General features: G+C 72.5%; 15 protein-coding genes and 1 tRNA gene. 14 read left to right on the top strand and 2 right to left on the bottom strand.

Going from position 1 to position 23,865, the window contains the following annotated elements:
- The first annotated feature begins 71 nt into the window (after nucleotides 1-71).
- The 6 genes from GA0070213_RS08460 to GA0070213_RS08435 all read left to right on the top strand — a co-directional run bounded on the left by GA0070213_RS08460 (nucleotide 72) and on the right by GA0070213_RS08435 (nucleotide 6,930).
- Nucleotides 72-144 (top strand) — tRNA-Ala (locus GA0070213_RS08460).
- 10 nt (nucleotides 145-154) lie between these two features.
- Nucleotides 155-1,078 (top strand): TolB family protein, encoded by a 924-nt coding sequence (locus GA0070213_RS31055; RefSeq protein ID WP_139128647.1) that lies wholly within the window; start codon nucleotides 155-157, stop codon nucleotides 1,076-1,078.
- An 803-nt stretch (nucleotides 1,079-1,881) separates the two neighbouring features.
- Entirely contained in the window at nucleotides 1,882-2,130 is a 249-nt protein-coding gene (locus GA0070213_RS32735) for a hypothetical protein (protein WP_245716314.1), read from the top strand.
- Nucleotides 2,131-2,417: 287 nt separating this feature from the next.
- Nucleotides 2,418-5,198, top strand: a complete 2,781-nt coding sequence (locus GA0070213_RS08445; RefSeq protein ID WP_245716338.1) for an AfsR/SARP family transcriptional regulator — start codon at nucleotides 2,418-2,420, stop codon at nucleotides 5,196-5,198.
- Nucleotides 5,199-5,282: 84 nt separating this feature from the next.
- Nucleotides 5,283-6,005: a hypothetical protein gene (locus tag GA0070213_RS08440; protein ID WP_091060246.1), complete on the top strand. Its 723-nt coding sequence runs from the start codon at nucleotides 5,283-5,285 to the stop codon at nucleotides 6,003-6,005.
- Between the two features lie 37 nt (nucleotides 6,006-6,042).
- Entirely contained in the window at nucleotides 6,043-6,930 is an 888-nt protein-coding gene (locus GA0070213_RS08435; protein ID WP_091060241.1) for a hypothetical protein, read from the top strand.
- Between the two features lie 72 nt (nucleotides 6,931-7,002).
- Here GA0070213_RS08435 and GA0070213_RS08430 read toward each other — a convergent pair whose 3' ends face one another.
- The gene (locus GA0070213_RS08430; protein ID WP_091060238.1) at nucleotides 7,003-7,491 is read right to left on the bottom strand and encodes an anthrone oxygenase family protein; all 489 of its coding nucleotides are present in this window, start codon (nucleotides 7,489-7,491) and stop codon (nucleotides 7,003-7,005) included.
- A 71-nt stretch (nucleotides 7,492-7,562) separates the two neighbouring features.
- Between GA0070213_RS08430 and GA0070213_RS08425 the strand changes: the two genes are divergently transcribed.
- Nucleotides 7,563-8,507 carry an AraC family transcriptional regulator gene (locus tag GA0070213_RS08425; protein ID WP_091060235.1) on the top strand — a complete coding sequence of 315 codons (945 nt, stop codon included), beginning with the start codon at nucleotides 7,563-7,565 and terminating at the stop codon, nucleotides 8,505-8,507.
- Between the two features lie 131 nt (nucleotides 8,508-8,638).
- Nucleotides 8,639-11,158 (top strand): SpoIIE family protein phosphatase, encoded by a 2,520-nt coding sequence (locus GA0070213_RS08420; protein ID WP_091060231.1) that lies wholly within the window; start codon nucleotides 8,639-8,641, stop codon nucleotides 11,156-11,158.
- Between the two features lie 57 nt (nucleotides 11,159-11,215).
- On the opposite strand, the gene GA0070213_RS08415 is transcribed toward GA0070213_RS08420, so the two are convergent.
- Nucleotides 11,216-13,339: a DUF4153 domain-containing protein gene (locus GA0070213_RS08415; protein WP_091061445.1), complete on the bottom strand. Its 2,124-nt coding sequence runs from the start codon at nucleotides 13,337-13,339 to the stop codon at nucleotides 11,216-11,218.
- Nucleotides 13,340-13,502: 163 nt separating this feature from the next.
- Here GA0070213_RS08415 and GA0070213_RS08410 point away from each other — a divergent pair, with 163 nt between their 5' ends.
- From GA0070213_RS08410 to GA0070213_RS08385, 6 genes are all read left to right on the top strand, one after another.
- Complete coding sequence (locus GA0070213_RS08410) at nucleotides 13,503-14,408, top strand: lytic polysaccharide monooxygenase auxiliary activity family 9 protein (RefSeq protein ID WP_091060229.1); 906 nt, start codon at nucleotides 13,503-13,505, stop codon at nucleotides 14,406-14,408.
- A 108-nt stretch (nucleotides 14,409-14,516) separates the two neighbouring features.
- Nucleotides 14,517-15,821: a glycoside hydrolase family 71/99 protein gene (locus GA0070213_RS08405; protein ID WP_139128646.1), complete on the top strand. Its 1,305-nt coding sequence runs from the start codon at nucleotides 14,517-14,519 to the stop codon at nucleotides 15,819-15,821.
- 396 nt (nucleotides 15,822-16,217) lie between these two features.
- The gene (locus GA0070213_RS08400; RefSeq protein WP_175441270.1) at nucleotides 16,218-18,668 is read left to right on the top strand and encodes a glycosyltransferase; all 2,451 of its coding nucleotides are present in this window, start codon (nucleotides 16,218-16,220) and stop codon (nucleotides 18,666-18,668) included.
- Nucleotides 18,665-20,305, top strand: coding sequence for a glycosyltransferase family 39 protein (locus GA0070213_RS08395; protein ID WP_091060220.1), 1,641 nt, complete (start codon nucleotides 18,665-18,667; stop codon nucleotides 20,303-20,305). Before GA0070213_RS08400 ends, GA0070213_RS08395 begins: the two co-directional genes overlap by 4 nt.
- Nucleotides 20,302-21,663, top strand: coding sequence for an alkaline phosphatase family protein (locus GA0070213_RS08390; RefSeq protein ID WP_091060216.1), 1,362 nt, complete (start codon nucleotides 20,302-20,304; stop codon nucleotides 21,661-21,663). Before GA0070213_RS08395 ends, GA0070213_RS08390 begins: the two co-directional genes overlap by 4 nt.
- A complete protein-coding gene (locus tag GA0070213_RS08385) occupies nucleotides 21,660-23,831 on the top strand; it encodes a glycoside hydrolase family 71/99 protein (protein WP_091060214.1) in 2,172 nt (723 codons plus the stop codon). The genes GA0070213_RS08390 and GA0070213_RS08385 overlap by 4 nt, the downstream gene beginning before the upstream one ends.
- Nucleotides 23,832-23,865: the final 34 nt, after the last annotated feature.

Genomic DNA, 23,865 nt, shown 5'->3' with positions numbered 1-23,865 from the left:
CCGCGAGATGACCATGCCGGGTGGCGTGTGTATAGTTCTTCCCGTGCCCGGGCGACCGGGGACGACCGCAAGGGGCCGTGGCGCAGCTGGTAGCGCACCACACTGGCAGTGTGGGGGTCAGGGGTTCGAGTCCCCTCGGCTCCACCTTGTGTTTGTGCAGGTCAAGCGGCATTTCTCATCGAGAGGTGCCGCTTTTCTTGATTTTTTGGTCAGCTTGCTGGCGGTGTGCGCTTCTCTTGCAGTTATGGGTGGTTGCGCCCCGTTAGCGTCGCAGCCTTGGGTGATCAATGTAGCCTGGGTTTCGCAGGACAAGATCTACTTACTCCGCGAAATTCCCTCCGACAGTGTTGAGCTTTGGCTCCGTGAGGCAGGGCGCGAACGCAAGCTGGCATCAAATGCGGACGTGCCCGACCACTGTGGCCCGCTCGACTTCTTGTTCGCCGTTAAGCCGGGCACGCTGGGGCTGGCGATGGCATGCGACGGCTTCACAAGGCTGGTTTCGTTCTCGGAAAAGACTGGTGCGTTCGCCGCTCTCCTGGATGTGCCGACTGCGGCTAGTGTCGCTTTGGCGCGCGATGGTCGTGCCAGCTATATCGGCACAGGTAAGAACGGTTGCTGGACGATTCAACCATTGGGGGAGGCCCGCGGTAGCTACTTCAACGACTGGGAAGAATATTCCTGCCGGTCGGGAAAGTCGGCTAGATCGCCCGTGCTCGTTGGCGAAAATAGCGTCATCTTCCTTGCCACCAACGAGCTTCCTCCTGAGCGGCCGGTGCGTCACGAGAGGCGTGACTGGCGATTGATGATTGCTTCGCAGGCGGGGAGAGGTGTCGAACCGGTGGGGCCGGAACTGCATGGACTTCCTGAGTTGGCGCTGGTGCCCGGAGGAAGCAAGGCAGTCGTCGCAACCTCTTTCGACGGGTCGGGGGCCGTCCTTGAAATCGATCTTCGAAGCGGCCAGTCTCGGCGGGTCTATCGGGCAGAAGGTGTAGCGTTTTCGCCGAGCGTCTCGCCGGATGGCAAAAGGGTAGCTTTCGTGGGCGGGGACCGGCAGCTTATCGTCAAGGAACTCTTCTGATGAATTAGGCCGGCAGGCGGCGGCAGGCTCACCCCGACCTGCATGAGGACCCGCCGTTGGAGGTGGCGATCACGGCGACGGAGACCACCGGCAAACAGGATCGCCCCACCGACGCCCGCGACGACAGCACCGGCGTGGGTGGCGGGCATCGGCTGACCGTAGCTCAATACGAACAAAGGCTGAGGGCGATACTTGGGCTCATGGAGGAAACGCCGATGGTGGCGGCCGTCGGCCCTGTAGTGCGTAGGTGGCGGCCGGGGCACGTACTATTGGTGGTTGCCTGCCTGATGAGCATGATTGCATCCGTCGTCTACCTGTCAGCGGCCCCGCTATCCGGCGTGTAAGGAGCCTGGCAATCCATTTCGCTTCTGATTCCCCGTGCTACCCGGTCGCGCGCGGCCTCGAAGAGGGCCGACTGAGGTCGACCCGCCGCTGCACCACCACGACATACTGAACGCGCTGGCCGCCCGCCGTCTCGGCTGCGGCCCAGCCATCTGGCTTCGCCTCTCCGGGGTGGCCGGCGTCGCAACGCTCTGCAACTCACTTGTCCCGACCGGCGACTGACCGATGAGAACCGAGAAACGGGGAGGGCCGGCAGTGGAGAGCCCGTTCGGCCGGCGAGAGGTGAGCTGGTCCTCTGGGTTGTCCTGGGCACTCTTCTGGTCGGCGGGGGGATACTGCTCACCGTTCGGCTGAACGAGGCGATCGACGAGCGGGTTCGCGTCGGCGCCGAGACGACAGGCGAAGTGGTCCACGTTGAACGGTTCAGGATCAGCCGGTCGTTCTCCGCCACGAGGTTGACTGTGGACTACATGTTCGACGGCGTGCGGCACCGGGAGCGGTTCTCCAGCGAACTCGACGAGAGTGAGTTCCGCGTCGGGGAGTTGCTCGACGTACGCGTCGACCGGACCGATCCGACCCGGGCTGCCACGCCGGACGGGTATGCGACGGAGGATCTGCTCCTGCAGGTGCCGACCCTCCTGGAAGGCCTCGGTGCCGTCATGATTGTGATCTCGCTCGCGTTGATCAGGACGGGCCCCCGGCGCGATTAGGTGGGCTGGCGGGACCCGACTGCCGCCCCGGCCACGGGCAGGGGCGGCAGGTTCGGTACGGTCCCGCGCTGGCCGTGACGAGGCTCACCTTTGCAGTGCAGGTCAGGGGTTCGAGCCCCCTCGTCTCCACCCTTGGACAACAGGTCAGCGGCCTGGTCGAGTGATCATGGACCAGGCCGCTGATTTGAATCTCCGGTCCGGTGTCCCACGGGCCGGCTGCGTGTCCGTTGCGCGACGAACGGATCGAGGCTGCCGGGTCCGGGAATTAGCGTGATTCGGTGGGTTCGATGGATGGCACGCGCGTACGCGTCAGGCTGCTCGGCCCGGTGGAGGTGATCGTCGCCGACCGCCCGCAGGCGGTGAACGGCGTGCGCCGCAAGGCGGTGCTGGCGACACTCGCGTTGCGGGTGGGCCGGGTGGTGAGCGTCGACCGGCTCATCGAGGTGGCCTGGGGTGGGCATCCACCGGCCACCGCCGCGAACACACTGCAGCGCCACATCTCCTACCTGCGCGCGGTGCTCGGCGAACCCGGATCGGTCGTGGCGCGTCGACCGGGCTACCTGCTCGACACCGGGCCGGAGTCGACCGACGTCCAGGTCGCCGAGCTCCTGCTCGACCGGGCCCGGCGGTCGGCGGACCGGACCGAGCGGGTGGCCCACCTGACGGCTGCGGTGAAACTGTGGCGCGGACCGCCACTGGCCGACGTGGCCGGGTCCGGCTGGCTCGAGGAGCAGGCGGAATACCTGGCCCGCCTGCGGCTGGAAGCCGAACGAGCACTCGTCGAGGCCCGGCTCTCCGTCGGCGAGCACGCCCGGCTCGTCCCCGGGCTCGAACGGCTGGTCCGGCAGCACCCCTTCGACGAGAACCTGCATGCGCAGCTCATGCTCGCCCTCTACCGCGACGGCCGGCAGGGGGAGGCGGTCGCCACGTACCGTCGGCTGCGCGACACGCTCCGGGAGAACCTCGGCATCGACCCGAGTCCTCGGCTTCGGGATCTGGAATGCGCCGTCCTGCGTCAGGACCCGGCGATCGCGGCACCCGATCCGGTGGTGGCACCGGCGGCGCCACCGGTGGCGGTGGCGGCGCAGCTACCGCCACCGCTACCGACGTTCACCGGGCGCGACGCGGAGATCGCCGCCCTCGACGCGCTCGCCGGGCGAGGTGGCGCCGTGGTGGTGTCGGGCACCGCCGGCGTCGGCAAGACCGCGCTCGCCGTGCACTGGGCGCACCGTGCGGCCCGGCGCTTCCCCGACGGGCAGCTCTACGCCAACCTTCGCGGCTTCGACCCGGCGGCCGCACCGACCGAACCGGCGAGAGTGCTGCACGGTTTCCTGGAGGCACTCGGCGTTCCGCCGGCACGGATGCCCACCGAACCGGATCTGATGATGAGTCTGTACCGCACCTCGGTGGCGGGCAAGCGCCTGCTGGTGGTGCTGGACAACGCGCGCGACGCGGAACAGGTCCGGCCGCTGCTGCCCGGCTCACCCGGCTGCCTCGCGGTCGTCACCAGCCGCGACCGGCTCGTCCCGCTGGTCGTCACCGAGAGCGCCGAACCGCTGAACGTCGATCTCCTGAGCCCTGGCGAAGCCCGCGACATGCTGGTCCGCCGGCTCGGGGCCGACCACGTCGGAGCCGAACCCGCCGCGGCCGACGAGATCGCCGTCCGCTGCGCGCGGCTGCCCCTCGCCCTGGCCGTCGTCGCGTCCCGAGCCGTCACCAACCGGCACTTCTCGTTGGCCGCGATCGCCGGCGAGCTGGGCAACCTGGACGCCTTCCACGGTGGCGACGAGGTCACCGACGTCCGGGCGGTCTTCTCCTGGTCGTGCCGGACGCTCAGCCCGCCCGCGGTGCGGCTGTTCCGGCTGCTGAGCCTGCACCCGGGCCCGGACGTCTCTGCCCCGGCCGTGGCCAGCCTGGCCGGCGTCACCCGGCAGGCGAGCGGTCCCCTGCTCGCCGAGTTGACCCGGGCGAACCTCTTCACCGAGCACACGTACGGGCGCTTCGCGTTCCACGACCTGCTGCGCGCGTACGCCGCGGGTCTCGCCGACGTGGCCGAACCGGCGGCCGACCGCCGGGATGCCGTCCACCGGCTGCTCGACCACTACCTGCACGCCGCGCACGCCGCCGACCTGGCGCTGCATCCGCACTTCAGCGAGATCAGCCTCACGCCACCGCGGGCGGGCGTGACGCCGGAACACCCCACGAGCAAGGCGGCCGCCACCGCGTGGCTCACCGCCGAACTTCCCGTCCTGCTCGCCGCGGTGCCGCTCGCGGCGCGATCCGGGTTCGAGGGACACGCCTGGCGGCTCGCCTGGACCATGGCCGGCTTCCTGCACCGGCAGGGGCACTGGCAGGACTGGCTCGGCACGCAGCAGATCGCCCTCGCCGCCGCGTCCCGGATCGGGGATCGGGCCGGGCAGGGCCACGCGCATCGCAGCCTCGGTCTCGCCTGCTCCCGGCTCCGCAGGTACGAGGAGGCCGAGGACCACCTGGGGCGCGCACTCGACCTGTTCACCGACGTCGGTGACGACGCCGGGCGGGCACACACCTGCCTGAACCTCGGTCAGCTGGCCGAGCGACAGGGGCGGTACCAGCAGGCGCTCGACCATTCCCGGCGGGCGCTCACCCTGTTCCGGGCGGCGGGGAACCGGGCCGGGCGGGGCTACACCCTCAACGCGGTCGGCTGGCAGGAGGCGCTGCTCGGCAACTACCACCGGGCCCTCGAATCGTGCGGCGAGGCGCTGCCGATCCTGCGGGAGGTGGACGACGTGCAGGGCGAGGCCGACACCTGGGACAGCCTCGGCCACGCCCACCACCAGCTCGGGGACGACCGGCGGGCGATCGCCTGCTACGAGCACGCCTTGGAACTCTTCACGCAGGTTCACGACCGCTACGCCGAAGCGAGCACGTACGTCAAGCTCGGCGGCAGCCACCGGGCACTCGCCGACCTCGGCGCCGCCCGTGCCGCGTGGCACCGCGCCCTGAGCATCCTCGACGAACTCGGCGACGCCGACGCCGACTCGATCCGCGCCGACCTGCGACAGCTCGACGCCGCTCCTCGTCGCTGACTGCTTTCCACGTCCTTTCCGGGCCGTTTCCGCGCGGCCCGGCATCCTGCGGACACCAGATTCCTTCCAGGAATGGAGTGTGCGATGAATCGCTTGGCGCGCCGCCTCGCGGTGCTCGGGGTGGTCAGCGGGACGTTGCTGGCCATGTCCTCCGCAGCCGCGGCCCGGACCGACGAGACACCGGACAAGGACACCGACTGTGTGGTCCAGTACACCGACGACCGGGGCGTGGTCGTCCGCACCGGGACCGAGCCCGAGGGCCGGGAGCACGGCCAGCTCCGCTGCCTCGGCGGGCAGTGGACGTTCGCCTGGGCCCCGTTCGACGCGGACGACATGATCACGTCGGACGAGATCTGGATCAGCCCGTCCGGTGCCGTCTCGGTGCGGCGGTTCGCCGGCCCCGCACTCGGCAACGACCTCACGCTGGGTGAGATCGCCACCATCGAACAGGCCGTCTCCGGCAGCGGGCGAGTGGCGATCGATCGCGCGATCGTGGCGGTCGACGACGGCAAGGAGCGAACCCCGGAGCAGATCGCGGCGCTGCTGGCCGGCAAGGACGACACCGGGGTGCGGGTGCTGGGCACCGTGGAGAAGCCGGACGCCGCGATGTCGGTGAAGGACGTCGTCGACGAGGCCGGCGGCACGCCCGAGACGACGGTCGTCTACTTCAGCCTCTGGGGCGCGATCAAGGCGGTGTTCGCGTGGATCGTCGACACGATCGGCGAGGTCGGCGATTGGATCGACAGGCACTGCCGCTGGTGGCCCTCGACCAGCGGCGTGGGCACCGTGTTCGAGTGTCGCTGGTAGCCCGTTCGACCCGTCGAGACAACGAAGTGAGGACAGGATGACAGCCTTACGGACCATCACCAGGCGCGCCACCGTCGTCGCCGCGGCCCTGATCGTCGGGCTGACGGCCGCGTACACCCCGTCGCACGCCGCCGGGGACGAGGCCCGGACGACGATCACCGACCATCCCGGTGCTCCGGGGACGATGCTTCGACAGTTCCAGGACCTGACCGGCCGGCCCGTCGGCGACCTGGACACGGTGCTGGCCGTCGACGCCGGCGGCCGGACCCTCACCGCCGACCAGATGGAGGCGCTCGTCGCCGGTGAGAAGGTCGACGGTGTCGAGGTCGTGGGCGCGATGCCGGGCGGCCGGGACATCCTCGGCACGACCATGGCCGACCTCGCCGACGGCAGGTACGACGGCATCGGCGGCGGGGAGACGCCGACCACGTCGTTGATCTTCGCCTCGTCGGTGCCCGGTGGCCGGGACTGGTGCCTGACCATGTGCGTCGCCAACGGCAAGTCCATCTGGGAATGCCTCCTGTCGCGCCGGGGAGCCGACCAGATCCTCACCCTCGACCTCAGCGGTGACACCACCGTGGGCGGGACGAAGGCCGCCTTCGAGAAGGCCAACGGCGTCGCCGTCACCGGACCGGACACCGTGGACACCCTGATCGGCGACCGGGAGCCCTCAGCCGACGAGATCAGGACGCTCCTCGACGGCGGGGACGTGGAGTCGCTGCGGCGGGTGGCGACCGTGGAAGCACCGGATCCCGACTGGGCGTTGGTCGACGTGGCCGAGAAGTCCGGTGCCCCGTCCGCGATGATGAAGGCCCACATCTTCACCTTCGGCCTTCCCTTCATCGGGAAGGTTCTCGTGGTCTGCATCTCGCACAACAACGGGAAGACCTGGAAGTGCTCGGCCCAACCCTGGAGCGGGTGGTAGCCGGCCGGCCCCGTCAGCCACCGCCGTCCGGGCCCCGTTGTTAGACCCGGACGGCGGTGGATCGGCGGTGCGTCATCCGGCCGAGCGGCCGGTGAGCACCAGCGCCGCGCACAGCGCGCCGAAGCCCGCCGTGCTCGCCACCGCCCGGACCACGTTCCAGGTCACCCAGGTCGCCTCGAACCGTTGCCGAGCGGCGTGGAGGTCGGCCGCGCCGGCCGCGGCGAGCGCGTCGTTCAGCGGGACGTTCACCGCGGCGGTGACGGCGAACATCACCAGGTAGAGGGCGAGCCCGACGACGATCCAGGGCAGCGCCGGCCGGCCCGCCCCGCGCCAGGCGAGGGCCGCCGACAGCGCGGCGAGCACCGGCGTACCCAGGAAGATCAGCAGGAACAGGCCGTTGACGATGGTCACGTTGATCCGCTGCATCGCGTCCACGAACGTGCGGTCGTCGGCGCCCCGCAACGCCGGCATGACGGCGTAGGCGAAGGCGGCGAAGAGCCCGGCCATCAGGCCGGCTCCGACCGTGGCCGCGAGCAACGACAGGTGCTGCACGAGTCGCATGTGCCCATCGAACCGTCGTTCGGCGAGACGGCCCATGGTCAGGACGCGCGATCCTGTGTGTAATCGTCTCCGTGGACGCCGTCGCCGGCCTGCTCGACGGGCCCCGGGCCCGGGGCGCCTTCCTGCTCCGCTCGATGCTGACCCCGCCGTGGTCGATGCTGATCCGGGACGAGGCGCCGCTCACAGTGGTCGCGGTGGTGCGCGGGGACGCCTGGCTCGTGCCCGGGCACGGCACCGCGGTGTCGCTCGTCGCCGGCGACGTGGCGATCGTGCGCGGCCCCGACCCGTACACCGTCGCGGACGACCCGGCCACGCCGCCGCAGGTGGTGATCCATCCGGGGCAACGCTGCACCACGCCGGACGGGCGCGAGCTGTTCGAGATGACGCGGTGGGGCGTACGCACCTGGGGCAACGCCCCGGACGGCCGGACCGTGCTGCTCACCGGCACGTACCCGATCCGGGGCGCGGTCGGGCGGCGGCTGCTGGACGCGTTGCCGCCGCTCGCGGTCGTGCCGCACGCGTCCTGGGACTCCCCGCTGGTCCCGTTGCTCGCCGCCGAGATCGTCAAGGACGACCTCGGTCAGGAGGCCGTGCTGGACCGGTTGCTGGACCTGCTGCTCATCGCCGCGCTGCGGGAGTGGTTCGCCCGGCCGGGGGCGGCGGCGCCAGCCTGGTACCGGGCACACGCCGACCCGGTGGTCGGCCGGGCGCTGCGGATGCTGCACCACGATCCCGCCCGGCCGTGGACGGTGGCGTCACTGGCGGCCGAGGCCGGGCTCTCCCGGGCGGCGCTGGCCCGGCGCTTCACCGGGCTGGTCGGCGAGCCGCCCATGTCGTATCTCACCGGGTGGCGGCTGGCGCTCGCGGCGGACCTGCTGCGCGAGCCCGGCGCCACGGTCGGCGCGGTGGCCCGCCGGGTCGGCTACGGCAGTTCGTTCGCGCTGAGCGCCGCCTTCAAACGACGGTACGGACTGAGCCCGCGCCAGCACGTGGACGGGCCCGCGAGGGCCGGCTGACGGTGGCGGATGTGAGCTGACCGACAGCCCCGGAGCGGCCCGGTGTTCGATGGGTCGCCCGGACGTGCCGGCGGCGGTAGCGTCTGCCCGGGCCCGTCCGTTCGGCCCTCGGTCGGGTGGGGGAGTGCAGCGTGAGGGATCGGGCCGGGCTCGCGGTCGGTGACGGTGAGTTGCTCCCGTCCGACGTCCTGCGGCGCACCCGGGCGGAGGTGGCGGTCCTCGTGCTGCTCGACCCGGGTGGCACGCAGCTCGACCTGGTCGACCAGGTCGGCATGGTGCCCGAGCTGGCCGAGACGTGGGCCCGCTTTCCGCTCGCCGCCCCGGTCGGGATCTCCCGGGCCGCCCGCACCGGCGAGGTGATCGAGGCGGACTCGTTCCGGGAGCGGTTGATCCGCTTCCCGGCGACCGCCAGCCTGCCGACCGCCGACGTCGAGGGTCTGGTGGCCGCGCCGCTGTGGCATCCCGGCGCCGACGGGACGATCATCGGCGCGATCAGCCTCGGCTTCCGTGGGGTGGTGCCGCTCGGCACCGCGTCGGCGGCGACGACACTCGCCGCGACCGTCGCCCGGCGGGTACGCGCGGCCGGGCTGCGGCACGGCGTGCGCCGGCCGGTCGCCGACGAGCCCGGGCCGCCCGGTCCCTCGCCGCTTGCCGGCCTGGGGCGGACGCCGACGGCCGCCGCCATCGACCAGGCCCTGCTGGAGACCGTCCTGCTCCACCTGCCGGTCGGGGTCAGCGTGCTGGACCGGGACCTGCGCTTCGTCACGGCCAACCAGCGGGCGGCCGAGATCAACGGGCGGCCCGCCGCCGACCACGTGGGGCGGCATCTGCGCGAGGTGCTGCCGGACCTGCCCGAGTCGTTCGCCGACCAGCTCCGGCAGGTGCTCGACACCGGGCGACCGATCGTCAACCTGGACGTCGTCGGCGCCACGCCGGGCCGACCCGGCCGTCGGCGGTGGCGGGGCAGCTACTACCCGGTGCACGGGGCGACGCCGGTCGGGCCGGTCGGCGTCGCGGCCGTCTTCGACGAGGTGGCCGGGGAGGCGACGCTCGGCGTCGAGCAGGTCACCGCCGATCGGGCCACCATGCTCACCGCGCTCGACACGCTCGTCGAGAACGCGCCGGTCGGCGTCGCGCTGCTCGACACCGACCTGCGTTACCTCCGGATCAACGCCGTCCTGGCGGAGTGGAACGGCCACCCGGTGGCGGACCACCTCGGCCGCCGGGTGCCGGACCTCTTCCCCGAACTCGGGCCGGTCCTCGAACCGCTGATGCGGGAGCTCGCCGACGGCGGCGAGGTCCGCGACGTGGAGTTCGTGCGGGCCGGGCGGACGTACCTCAGCAGTTTCCTCGCCGTGCCCGGCGGCGGTGGCCGGGCCGGCGCGGTGGCCGTCCTGGTCACCGACGTGACCCGCCGTCGGCGGGAGGAGCTGCGGGCTCGCCGGGTGCAGGAGTTCACCGCCGCGCTCTCCCAGGCGGCCTCCGTGGCCGAGGTGGTCGACGCGGTCCGGGAGGGTGCCGGCCCGGCCGCCGAGGCGGCCCTCGCCGCCGTCGCGCTGATGGACGAGAGCGGTCGGCAGATCCGGTTCGCGCCCACCGGCCAGGAGCCGCCGGCACGCTGGAAGGCCGTCGGGCGGGACGCCGTCCATCCGATCGCGGCGACCTTCCGGGACGGGGAACCCCGCTTCTTCCCGGACATCCGACCCCTGGTCGACGACTATCCCGAGGTGGCCGAGGCGGTGCGGCGCAGCCCGCACCGGTCGTGGGCGATGGTGCCGCTGCACGGCCGGGGGACCGCCGCCGGGGTGCTCATCTTCGGGTACGCCGACGCGCAGGAGTTCGAGCCGGCGCACCGCACCTTCCTGGTCACCCTGGCCGGGCTGGCCGGTCAGGCGCTCGCCCGGGCGCAGCTCTACGAGCGGGAGCACGCCACCGCCGTACGCCTGCAACGCAGTCTGCTGCCCTCGCGGCTGCCGCGGATGCCCGGCGCCGACCTGGCCGCCGTCTACCTGGCCGGGGACTCGGTCGGCGTCGGCGGCGACTTCTACGACGTGTTCCCGGTCGACGGCGCCGCCGGCCGGGAGTGGGTTCTGGTCGTCGGCGACGTCGCCGGCCGGGGCGTGGACGCCGCCTCGGTCACCGGCCTGGCCCGGCACACGCTGCGGATCACCGCGGCGCTGGCCGAACCCGCGACGGCCCTGCGCCAGCTGCACACCCGGCTGCGGGACGACCCCGACGTCGACCGGTTCCTCAGCGTGGTGTGCGGGCGGCTCCGGTTGCGTGACGGCGGCGCCGACCTGGAGTTGGCCTCGGGCGGTCACCCGCCGGCGCTGGTCCGGCGGGCCGACGGGCGGGTCGAGGTGATCAACCTGCCCGGCGTGCTGCTGGGGGCCTTCCCCGAGGTGCGGCTCGGGCGCCGGTCGGTGGCCCTGGCGGCCGGTGACACCGTGCTGCTCTACACCGACGGGGTGATCGAGGCGCGCGGGCCGGGCGGCCTCTTCGGCGAGGAACGACTCGTGGAGCTGCTGCGCGGCGCGTCCGACGGCGATCCGCGGCGGCTGGTCGAGCTGGTGCGCGACGGGGTGGCCGGCTACCAGCTCGGCCCGGTCGCCGACGACATCGCGATCCTGGCGCTGCGCGTCGGCGGCTGAGGAGGGCCCACCCGGCGCGCCCCGGGCCACGACGTGCGCGACCCGGGGCGGTGGGCGTCAGCGGGGGCGCCGGGTCTTCGGCAGGTCGAACTGGTCCGCGCGACGGCAGTCCTTCGGGCCGCCGACCGCGCCCGGACCCACCCGGTCCAGGGCCTGCCGGGCGCGGTGCCGGCCCAGGTTCCAGGCGTACCAGGGGTCGGGCTCGGCGAGCTCGTCGGCGATCCAGCTCAACGTGCAGCGGCGCACCGGGTCGGGGAGCTTGGTGAGCGCCGGGGTGGCGTCGGCGGAGAGCGCGCGCAGGTACCAGGCGTCGATCTTGCCGGTCTGCTCGTACCGGAGGGTGTTGCGCCGGGCCGCGTAGTCCTCCGGGTTCAGCACCGCGAGGCCGAGCAGCATCGCCACGGTCAGCGCCACGGTGGTGCCCGGGATCCACCTGCCCTGCCACTTCACGCCCGCGGCCAGGATCATCAGGAAGACCGCGCCCAGCAGCATCTCGAACGCCATCACGAAGATCCGCTCGCCGGTGAAGCTGTAGACCTTCTGGTAGGTCCACATCCGCGACAGCGCGGACACCACGATCACCACGCTCAGCGCGCTGAGCAGCCCGAGCAGCACGCGCAGCAGCGTGCGCTCGACGGGCCGTTCCCGGCCGGCCCAGCGGGTCACGCCGCCGAGCACCGCCACGGTCAGCAGCGTGACGAAGAGCAGCTGCCAGAAGCCGCTGCGGGCGTACTCGGCGTAGCTGAGCCCGGCGACCCGCTGCACGTGCCGCTGCCCGCCGAAGAGCGTGGTGAACTGCACCACCACGAAGCCGGCGAAGAGCACGGTCAGCGCCCCGATGGCCGGCGCCCACTCCAGCAGGCTGAGCCGGCGCCCGCTCGCCCGGTCCACCGTGGACAGGTCGGGCGGGGCGGCGAGCGTGTAGACCGCGGCGACCGCGATCAGCCCGCCCACCGCGGCCAGGAACAGGCCGCGGAACACCACGCCGAGGTCGATGTCGGGCACGAGCGCGCCCAGCGCCTCGGAGAACGCCGCGTCGGCCGAGGCGAGCAGGCTGCCGAAGACGACGAGCACCGCGAGCGTGGCGACCACCGAGACGGTGATCCGGCGGACCGTCGTGGCCTCCGGTGCGGCGGCGACGTGCCGGCGGACCCAGGGCAGGCCGCGCAGTGCCGCGAACGGCGTGGCGACCAGGCCGAACAGGATCGAGCGGACCAGTCGGCCCCCGATGATCGCCAGGGTGGCACAGCCCAGCGCGCCCAGCACGCAGAACGTCACCAGCCACCAGGCGTTGCGGAACGCCGGCACGGCGAGCAGGGCCAGGGCCGCCGCCGCCCAGCCGGCCCGGATCAGCCGGTCGCCGCGGGGCAGCTCGGCGGTCCGGGTCCGGACCGCCAGCAGCACCCCGAGCGTCAGCGTGAGCCAGCCGGGGAACCAGCCGATGCCCACCCGGCCCAGCGGCACGAAGACCGCGCCGCCGAGCGCGCCGGCCAGCACCGCGAGCGGGGCCGCCCGGCCGGTGGCGGGCTTCGGCCCGGGCCACCGGGCGCCGAGGAAGGAGGTGCGGGGCACCGACGGCCGGGGGGTCCAGCCCGGCGGCGGCGGGTAGGTGGCCCAGGGCCGCATGTCCTGGTATGCCGGCGGCGTCGCGCCGGACGCCGGACCCCGCGCCGGCGGGGCGCCGGGCGTGGCCGGTGTGGCTTGCGCACCAGCGCCGGGCGGGCGTGGGGCCAGCTCACCGTCGGCGGCCGGGTCGGCCGCGGCGGACGCCGTGGGCCCGGCCGGACCGCCGGTGGCCGGGTTCCCGACGGCGGGCGAGGTCGCCCCCGGCCGGGTCTCGCCGGCCGGCGCCGCCCCGGGCCGAATCTCGGTGGCGGGCGTGGTTTCCCCGGGCCGGGTCTCGGCGGCCGGCGCCGCCGCCTGGGCGGGGACGCCGGCCGGGGGAGTCGGCGGGACCAGCGGCACGAACAACGCGTAGCCCTGGGTGCCGGGCGGCACGGTGACCGGGATGGCCCAGGCGGGCTGCCCCTCCGCGCCGGGCCACGGCATCGCGGGCGGCGCGCCCTCCGTGGTCGGCAGCACCAGCAGGTACGGCTGCGCGCCGGGTGGGATATCGCCCGTCGGTGGCCCCGCCGCCGGTGCGGCGCGGGGCGGCTCGGAAGGCTGTGCCGGCTCGGGCAAGACGCACTCCTTGATCACAGGGTGCCGTCACTGTAGGGCCGACTCCGCCCGCTCCGCCGCCCCGGTTGTCCGTTCGGCCAGTCGAGCCTGACCGGTCGTGGCACCGACGAGGATCGAACCTTTGCCGCCTCCCGCACGTACCAGTGCGCGGGAGGTCGATCAGATGGACACACGTCGCGCGCTCGTCGCGTTCGCCGCCGTCGCCGCGACGCTGCTGTTCCCCGCCGTGCCGGCGAGTGCCCACGGGGCACCGACCAGCCCGATGAGCCGGGGCGCGGCGTGCGGGCCGGAGGGCGGCCGGGCCGAGAGTTCCGCCTGCCGGGCCGCGATCGCCGCCGGCGCGGCGGTCCGCGAGTGGGACAACATCCGGGTGGCGCGGATCGACGGGCGGGACCGGGAACGCATCCCGGACGGCGAGCTGTGCAGCGGCGGGCTCTCCGCCTACCGGGGGCTGGACCTGCCCCGGGCCGACTGGCCGGCCACCACGCTCACCGCCGGCGCCCGGCACACGTTCCGCTACCGCACCACGATCCCGCACAAGGGCACGTTCCGGTTCTACGTCACCACCGACTCGTACGCCCCGGAACGGCGGCTGACCTGGGCGGACGTGGAGACCAAGCCGTTCCTGGCGGTGACCGACCCGCCGATCCGCGACGGCGCGTACGAGATGCCGGGGCGGCTGCCGGCCGGGCGCACGGGCCGGCACATCATCTACGTCATCTGGCAGAACTCGAACACCCAGGACACCTACTACTCCTGCTCGGACGTCGTCTTCCGGGCGGCGTCGGGCGGCTCCGGGGCACGGACCACCCGGAAGGCGACACCGGCGGCGAGCGCGGCGGGCCCGCGTACCCTCTCGGAGTCGGCACCCGCGGCGGGGGTGCCGGTCGCGGCGGTGACCGAGACCGGCCCGGTCACCCGACCGATGGTCGTCGGCGCGGTGGCGGTGGTGGTCACCGCCCTGCTCGCGACCGTGGTCGGGCTGCGCCTGCGGCGGACCTCAGGCCCGCCACCCGGACGGCCGTGCGGGGTCCGCAACCACCGCGCCGGGCGTCGCCGGATCTGGTGAGGACCCGGGTCGGGTGGTCGAGCCCGGGCACCGCCCGCCGAGTCACCTGACACGCCGCTCCCGCGTTGCCCTGATGTCGAATCCGCAGGGCGATGCAGAGGAGTGTCCATGTTCAAACGTCTTGCCGTGGCGGCCACCGTGCTGGTGGCCGTCCTGTCGACCGCCTCGGCGGCGTCGGCGGCCCCGCGCGCCGCCGCCGTCAACGACTTCTCCCTCACCGTCACACCCGCCGCGGTCACCGCGGTGGCCGGGTATCCGGCCCGGTTGACGGTCCGCACGGCGACCACCAGCGGCGCCCCGCAACCGGTGGCGCTGCGGGTGACCGGCCTGCCCGCCGGGGTCTTCGGCACCGTCACACCGGCCACGGTGACCAGCGGCGCCTCGGCCACGGTGACCGTGCAGACCTCCGTCTCCGCCCGCGCCGGCACGTTCACGCTCGTGATCGAGGGCGTCGGCGCGACGCTGCGGCACCAGGCGTCGGGGCGGTTGTCGGTGCGGACGCCGAGTGCCGTCCGGGCCGCGTTCTACTACCCGTGGTTCCCGGAGGCGTGGAACCAGCGCGGGTTGAACCCCTACACGAACTACCTGCCGAGCCGGGGCACCTACACGGTGGACGAGACGGTGGTGCGGGACCAGGTGGCGGACATGCGGTACGGCGGCATCACCGTCGGCATCGCCTCCTGGTTCGGTCAGGGCACCACCACCGACCGGCACTGGCCGGCGCTCGTGCGGGGTGCCCGGGACACCGGGTTCGCCTGGGCGCCCTACTACGAGCCGGAGGGACGGGGCCGGCCGACCCCCGACCAGATCGCCGCCGACCTGCACTACCTGCGCGTCACCTACGGCGGGGACCGCTCGTCGCTGGCGGTGCTGCCCGGGCGGGGCATGGTCGTCTTCGTCTACAACGCCCACGACCTGACCATGGCCGACGGATGCGAGACCGTGAGCCGCTGGATCCGCGCCCGCACGCTGCTCCAGCAGCTCTGGGGCGAGTCCATCTACCTGAACCTGAAGGTGTTCACCGGCTACCGGGGCTGCGCCGGCAGCGTCACGGTGGACGGTTGGCACCAGTACGCCCCGGCCCGGGCCGAGTCCGACTTCAGCGGGGTGCCCGGTGGCGCGTACACCGTCTCGCCGGGCTTCTGGAAGGCGGGGGTGACGTACGGGCGGTCGCCGTTCCTCGCCCGCAACCTGGACCGCTGGCGGTCCGGGGTGACCCGGATGGCCGCCTCCGGCGCGTTCTGGCAGTTGGTCACCACCTACAACGAGTGGGGCGAGGGCACCTCGGTGGAGAGTTCCGTGGGGTGCCGGGGCGGGGCCCCGGCCGGGACGCTCTGCGACTGGAGTGACGCGGGCAGGTCCGATTTCATCACCGCGTTGCACGCCGCTCCGCTGCCGGGTTCGTCCGGCTGACCGGCGCGGATAATGTGTTGTCGACTGTGCAATAAACGCATTGCCGCCGGGTGACGAGGAATCACGTTTCACAAGTGCGCCACGGTCGTGACGAAATATGTCACGACGGTGGCGCACTTGATTTGTCCATTCCGCGCGGGAACTTGAACGATCTTCGCCATTACGGGTCTGACCTGGTGCGGCAGGTCATCTATCTGTGAATCATGGAGATCCACTTCGCTTATTGGATATGTCGGCGTCCTGACTTTTCAGGCTCTGGAAGCCCACTGTTAACCCTGCGTACGCTTTGCGCATCCGAGCCGCCACCCCATGTCGGGGCTGACCACTCCTGCCCGCGCTCCGGGCCAGGGGTTCATTTTCGGCGGACGTTTTCGAATGCCGACCGTGGGGGTTGACATGGACAGAGTCGGACCAGGAGTCCGGGACCGGCGTGCCGAGCCGGACGCGCGCCTGAAGGAGCTGCGCACGGCCGACGAGGGCCGCCCGCCCCGACTGACCGTCATCGTGCCGACCCGCAACGAGGCGGCGAACATCCCGCTCCTGCTGGCCCGGCTCGGCCCGTTGCTGGCGCCGCTCGACGCCGAACTCCTGGTCGTGGACGACAGCGACGACGGCACGCCGGGCGTGCTCACCCAGGTGGCCGCGGAGGCGGCGATCACCGTACGGCTGCTGCACCGGCCGCCGCACGCCCGCCCGGGCGGCCTGGGCGGGGCGGTCCTGCTCGGTGCGGCGCACGCCCGGGGCGAGTGGGTGCTGGTGATGGACGCCGACCTCCAGCACCCGCCGGAGGCGGCGGCGACGCTCGCCCGGATCGCCATGCGGCACGACGTCGACGTGGTCATCGGCACCCGGTACGCCGGCAACGGCTCCTCGGGCGGCCTCGACGGGATCCTCCGGGTGGCCACCTCGTCCTGGGCGACCCGGCTGGTGAAGGGCATGTTCCCGCGCCGGCTGGCGACCGTGAGCGACCCGATGAGCGGCCTGTTCGCCTTCCGTCGGTCGGCGGTGCGCCTGGACCGGATGAACCCGCTGGGCTTCAAGGTGCTGCTGGAGTTGCTGGTGCGCCACCCCGGCGCCCGGGTCGCCGAGGTGGCGTACGACATGGCGCCCCGGCACGGCGGCCGGTCGAAGGCCTCGCTGCGGGAGGGGATGACCTTCCTGCGGCACCTGGCCCGGTTGCGGGGTCGCCGGCTGGTCGGGCAGATCCGGCGGAGCCCGCGTACCCGGGCGGAGCGCCTGCGGGAACTGGGCCGGATGGTCGCGTTCGGCATGATCGGCCTCTCCGGCATGGTGGTGAACACCGCCGCGCTCTGGTTCTGCTACGAACCCGCCCGGATGCACCACCTCGTCGGCGCGGCGCTGGCCACCCAGGTGTCCACCTCGTGGAACTTCCTGCTTGTCGACAGCCTGATCTACCGGCGGAACCGGCACGGCTCGTTCGCCGCCCGCGCGGCCCGGTTCTTCCTGCTCAACAACGTGCTGTTGCTGCTACGGCTACCCGTCCTCCAGGCGTTGGTCTGGGCCGGGGTCGGGGTGCTGGTCGCCAACGCGGCCACCCTGGTGGCGCTCTTCCTGGTCCGGTTCCTGGTCAACGACCGGGTCATCTACACCGCCGTGGACAAGGCCCGGCGCGACCCGGTGCGGCTGCTGGTCGCCGGCGCCGCCGAGGCGCCCAGCACGCCGTCGCGCCGGCGCTACCAGTATCTGAAGTACCGCTACGACGTCGCCGGCGTGGTGACCATCGGCTCCCAGATCATGCTGCCGGAGCTGGAGTTCTTCCGGGCGCAGTGGGTGGCCGACTCCGACGTGGACATCGCGGTGCGGGTCAGCGACGTCGGCGGTCGCGGACCGCAGCGCCGGGCCGCCATGACCCAGTACGCCGACCAGTCGGTGCTGCGCTACGAGGAGCAGCTCGGCCGGTTGGGCGCCAACTTCCGCATCCAGCTCGGGCCGCCGATCGAGATCCAGGTCGGCCCGCTGCTGGCCCGCTCGCCGCACGTGGTCTACACGAACATCGTCGAGGCGTTGCTCCGGTTCGTCATGGTGGCCCGGGGGCACATGCTGCTGCACTCCGCGTGCGTCACGCTCGACGGCGTCGGGGTGATGCTCTCGGCGCTGACCGACACCGGCAAGACCGCCACCGTGCTGCGGTTGCTCCGCGACCACGGCGGGCTGTTCCTCTCCGACGACATGACGATCGTCCGGCCGGACGGGGTGGCGACCTGCTTCCCCAAGCCGCTCACCATCAGCGCGCACACGCTGCGCGCGGTGCAGGCGCAGGACCTGACCCCCGCCGAGTGGCGGCGACTGCAACTGCAGAGCCGCCTGCACTCCAAGGGCGGCCGGTCCCTGGCGTTGACGCTCAGCCGGTTCAACCTGCCGATCATGGGGATCAACGCCCTCACCCAGCTGCTGATCCCGCCGCCCAAGTACAGCGTCGACCGCCTGGTGCCCTGCCGGATCGGCACCACCACCCGGGTGGAGGAACTCTTCGTCATCGAGCGCGGCAAACCCGACATCCACGAACTGGACGCGACGGACACGCTCGAGCGGATGATCGAGAACACCGACGACGCGTACGGCTTCCCGCCGTTCCGCTACCTCGCGCCCTCCATCACGATCGACGGTCACGGGTACGCCCAGCTCCGGGCGCGGGAGCGGGAGATCCTCGCCGGCTTCCTGTCGCACGTCCGCAGCCGGGTCGTCGCCTCGGACACGTTCGGCTGGGCCGACGACATCCCCCGGCTGCTGCGCGAGGAGCGTGCCGACCGGCGTACCCCGGTGGTGCCGGCCCAGCCCTGGCCGCGCTGGAGCGGCGACCTGACGACGGCGGGAGGGCCGGCGTGAGCGTGCTCCATCCGGTCACCGACACGCTGCCCGAGCAGCGCCGGGGCGGTGACTCACGGGACGGGCGTCGGCGATGGACGGTGTCCGCGCCGTCCTGGCCGCCGGCCTGGCGGCGGTCGCGGTGGCGGGTGGCCGGCGCGCTCACCGGCGTGACCGTGCTGGCGCTGTTCGTCCGCACCTGGCAGATCGACGCGTTCGGCTTCAACAGCGACGAGGCGGTGTACGCCGGGCAGGCCGCCTCGCTCGCCGGCAACCCCCGGTACACCGAGTACTTCCCGGTCTTCCGCGCCCATCCGATGCTCGTCCAGACGCTGCTCTCGCCGTTCTTCCGGGTCGGCGAGGTGGACGTGGCCGGGCGGCTGGTCGTCGTGGTCCTCGGGGTGTTGACGGTGCTCGCGGTGTATCCGCTCGGCGCGCGGCTCTACAGCCGGCGGGTCGGGGTCATCGCGGCGCTGCTGCTGGCCGTGATGCCCTACCACGTGGTGGTGACCCGCCAGGTGCTGCTCGACGGGCCGATGGTGCTGCTGGCGACGCTGACGCTCTACTGCATGGTCCGGTTCGTCCAGCAGCGGGACACGGTCTGGTACGTGGCCACCGCCGCGATGCTCGGGGTCACCATGCTGGCCAAGGAGACCAGCGTCGTGCTGGCCGGCAGCATCTACGCGTTCCTGGCGCTCACCCCGGACGTGCGCCGCCCGGTGCGGGCCACGCTGCTCGCCCTGCCGGTGCTGGCGCTGGTGTTCGCCACCCATCCGGTCTCCCAGGCGCTGGCCGGCCGCACCGAGACCGGCCGCAACTACCTCGTCTGGCAGCTCTTCCGGCGGCCCAACCACCCGATGTCGTTCTACCTGGAGAACGTGCCCTCGGCGGTCGGCCTGCTGGTGCTGCTCACCGCGTTCGGCGGCCTGTGGTGGGCCCGCCGGCGGCGGAGTTGGCGCGAAACGCTGCTGCTGTCGTGGATCGCCGTCCCGGTGGTCTTCTTCCAGCTCTGGCCGGTCAAGGGTTTCCAGTACCTGCTGCCGGTGGTGGTGCCGCTGGCGGTGCTCGCCGCCCGGGCGCTGGCCGTCCTGCCGGTGCCGGCCCGGCTCGCCACGCTGCGCCGCCTCCGGTCGGCGCCCCGGGCCCGCCTCACCCGGGTGGTCCGGTTGGCGGCCGTCGCCACTGTCGCGCTGAGCCTGCTGGTGCCCTGCTGGCGGGCGGTCAGTCAGCAGGGCGGAGCGCACTTCCTGGCCGGGTCCGGCGGGGTGCCCGGCGGCCGGGAGGCCGGCCGCTGGCTGACCGACCACACCCCCGACGGTTCGGTGATCCTCACCCTCGGCCCGTCGATGTCGAACATCATCCGCTACTACGGGCAGCGGCAGAGCTACGGCCTGTCGGTCAGCCCGAACCCGTTGCACCGCAACCCCTCCTACGTGGCGCTGAACAACCCGGACGGATGGCTGCGCAACAACAACCTGCACTACATCGTCTGGGACTCGTTCTCCGCGCGGCGCTCCACGTTCTTCGCCGACCGGTTGAACACCCTCGTCCGGCGCTACCACGGCCGCGTCGTGCACACGGAGTACGTCGGCGGCGCCGACGCCTCGGGCCGTGCCGTCCCCGTTCCCGTGATCATCATCTATGAGGTGCGTCCATGACCCGCCGGAGGAGACTGGGGTGGCTGTCGGCCGCCGTCGTACTGCTGGCCCTGGTGGCGGTGACGGCGGAGCCGGCCGTCGCCTCGGCCGCGCCCGGTCCGAAGGCGCCGGCCGGGCCCACCACGCCGATCGAGAACCTGGTCTTCCTGATGCAGGAGAACCACACCTTCGACAACTACTTCGGCACCCGGCCCGGCGTGGACGGGATCCCGAAGGGCGTCTGCATGCCGATCCGGTCGGACCTGCCGGAGCCCTGCGTCAAGCCGTTCCACATCGGCAAGCTCGGCGCGATCGACCTCGACCACTCCGCCGACGCGTTCGCCCAGCAGTACAACGGCGGCCGGATGAACGGCTTCGTCGAGGGGGTGAGCAAGGCGGGCAAGGACGGCCGGATGGCGATGGCCTACTACGACGACCGGGACCTGCCGTACTACTGGAACCTGGCCGACGAGTACGTGCTCTTCGACCGCTTCTTCAGCTCGTCGCACTCGGGCAGCATCCGCAACCACATGTACCGGGTCACCGGCGGTCCGGGTGCGGCCGGCAAGTCGGAGACCATCCCGGCGACCGGTTGGGGGGACATCCCGACCATCTTCGACCGGCTGGAGGCGGCCGGGATCAGTTGGAAGTTCTACGTGCAGAACTACGACCCGACCATCACGTTCCGGTCCCGGGTCGAGGAGGAGGACATCGACCGGGGCGCGCAGGTCATCTGGGTGCCGCTGCTGGGGTACGCCCGCTACGTCGACAACCCGCGCCTGTTCTCCAAGATCGTCGACCTGGACGAGTACTACGCCGACGCGGCCAAGGGTGACCTGCCGGCGGTCTCGTTCATCGCGCCGGCCGGCAACAGCGAGCACCCGCCGGGCAACATCGGCGCCGGGCAGAACCTGGTCCGGGCGCTGCTGACCCAGCTCATGCGGTCCCCCGAGTGGTCCACGTCGGCCTTCATCTGGTCGTACGACGACTGGGGCGGCTGGTACGACCACGTCACGCCGCCGAAGGTCGACCAGTTCGGCTACGGCTTCCGGGTGCCGGCGCTGCTGGTCAGCCCGTACGCCCGCCGGGGCCGGGTCGACTCCACCACGCTCGACTTCACCTCGGTGCTCAAGTTCATCGAGGTCAACTGGCGGCTCAAACCGCTGGCCAGCCGGGACGCCAAGGCGAACACGTTCCTGGACGCGTTCGACTTCGCCGCCCCGCCCCGCCCCGGCGTCCTGCTCAGCGCCGAACGTACCCCCGTCTCGCTGAAGCGGACCGACCCGCGCCCGGTCTACGGCTCGTACGCCACCGTGCTGGTCCTCGTCGCCGCGTTGGTCGGCGCGGCGGCCGTTCGTGGACGGCGGCGGGTCAGGTGACCGCGGCCCGCCGGCTGCTGCTGCCGCTGCTCCTGGTGCTCGTGGGCGTGCTGCTCACCCCGGCCGCCGGCACGGCCGCGCCCCGCTCCGCGCTGCCCGGCACGCTGCACCTGCAGATGGTGCCGCCGATCCGCGGCGTTCCGGTGGCGGTGGACGGCAACACCGGCCGCTCGGACGCGAAGGGACGGGTGTCCATCAGGGTCCGCAACTTCATCGGCCTCGACGAGCGGCTGAAGGTCGGCGCGGCGATGGTGAGCGCGGACCGCAAGGTGGTGCTCGACCGCTTCCGGGGCAGCGTCGACCACGGCGTGCGCGACCGGATCGTCGAGGTGGGCCTGCGCACCATCCGCCGGGTCGGTTGGCGCTACATCGACCGCTTCGAGTCGCCGGTGCCGGTCGAGCGGGTGACGTCGATGCGGCTGCGCAGCAACACCGGGGAGATCATCGAGCTGGCCGGCGACCAGTTGGCGAAGCCGCTCTGGCTCGCCGAGAGCCGCACCCAGCAGGGTCCGCGCGGTCTCACCTCGAAGCGCCTCTACTACGTGGTGGACGCCGTGATGGTGGACGGGACCTCGGTGGTCAACCGGGCCGGCCAGAAGTTCGTGCCCTGGGACCGTCAGAGCTGGGTGGTGCAACTGCTCTTCTTCAAGGTGTCGTTCACCGCCTCGGACATGTTCTTCCCCCGCCGGGCGGGCAGCGGCATCCACCTCACCCGCGCCGACGGGCGGGTGCAGCGGCTGCCGTTCGGCCCGGACGGCAGCGTCCTGGTCCCCGACCTGCCCCGGGGCACCTACACGCTGACCGTGCACGGCGGCGGGCTCTCCTTCGGCCGACCGGTGACCATCAGCCGGGACCAGGAGGTGATGCTCACCGTGATCAGCGTCCTGGACCTGACCCTGGTCGTGGTAGGTGTGTTGGGGGTGGCCGTCGGGCTGGTCCTGCTGGGCCGTCCGCACCTGCGCCGCCCCTTCCGGGCGCTCCGGCTCGGTGCCCGCCGGGCCGGCCGGCGTCGCTGGCGGCCCGGCGCCGCCGCCGGGCTGGTGCTGCTGGCGCTGCTGACCGCCGTGGGCCTGCCGGCGGTTCCGGCGCGGGCCGCACCCGCCGCCCCGACCACCTCGGCGTCGCCGTCGGTGCCGGTGCTCGCCTACTACTACATCTGGTTCAACCCCACCTCGTGGAACCGGGCGAAGAGCGACTACCCGGTGCTCGGCCGCTATTCGAGCGACGACCAGGAGATCATGCGGCGGCACGTGCGGATGGCCAAGGCCGCCGGGATCACCGGCTTCCTGGTCTCCTGGAAGCACACCGAGCAACTCGACGAACGGCTCGCCGCGCTGGTCGAGGTGGCCCGCGCCGAGAGCTTCCGGCTCGGCATCGTCTACCAGGGCATCGACTTCAGTCGGAAGCCGCTGCCGCTGGCCACGGTCCGGACCGACCTGGCCCTGTTCGCCGACCGCTACGCCGCCGACCCGGTCTTCGACATCTTCGACCAGCCGGTGGTGATCTGGAACGGCAGCGACCGCTACTCCGCCACCGAGGTGGCGGACACCGTCCGCCAGGCGCAGCAGAAGCTGCAGGTCCTCGGCACCGCCAAGAGCGTCTCGGTGGTGAACGGCCAGTCGGCCCTCGACGGCCAGGCCTACTACTGGTCGTCGGCCGACCCGCTCGTCGACCGCAGCCGGGACAAGCTCACCGCGATGTCCCGGGCGGTCCATCTACGCGGCGGACTGTGGATCGCCCCGGTCTCGCCCGGCTTCGACGCCCGCCAGATCGGCGGGAGGAGGGAGGTGCCCCGCCGGGACGGGGAGACGCTGCGGGCGTCGTTCGCGGCCGCCCGGCTCTCCCAGCCCGATGCCCTCGGCATCATCAGCTGGAACGAGTTCACCGAGAACACCTACGTGGAACCGAGCGAAGAGTGGGGCAGCAGGTACCTGGAGGTGCTGGCCGACCTGCTCGGTGTCGCCCCGCACCCGGACGCGCAGCTGGACAGCAGCGCCGACGGTGACGACTGGGGCCTGCCCGCCTGGGCCGCGTTGATCCTGGCGATCGGCGCGGTGGCCCTGGTGCCGCTCTGGATTTACCGCCGTCGACGGCGTCGGCGAGCCGCCGCCACCCCGCCGACCCACACTGGCGCCACGCGGTCCGAGGAGGCGCCACTCCATCACTGACCGGGCGACCCACCACCGACGTCGCGGCCGACCC

The sequence above is a fragment of the Micromonospora humi genome, from assembly GCF_900090105.1.
Lineage (GTDB): Bacteria > Actinomycetota > Actinomycetes > Mycobacteriales > Micromonosporaceae > Micromonospora > Micromonospora humi.
Note: the sequence above shows the minus strand (reverse complement) of the source record. Positions and strands in the feature narration are given on the sequence as shown.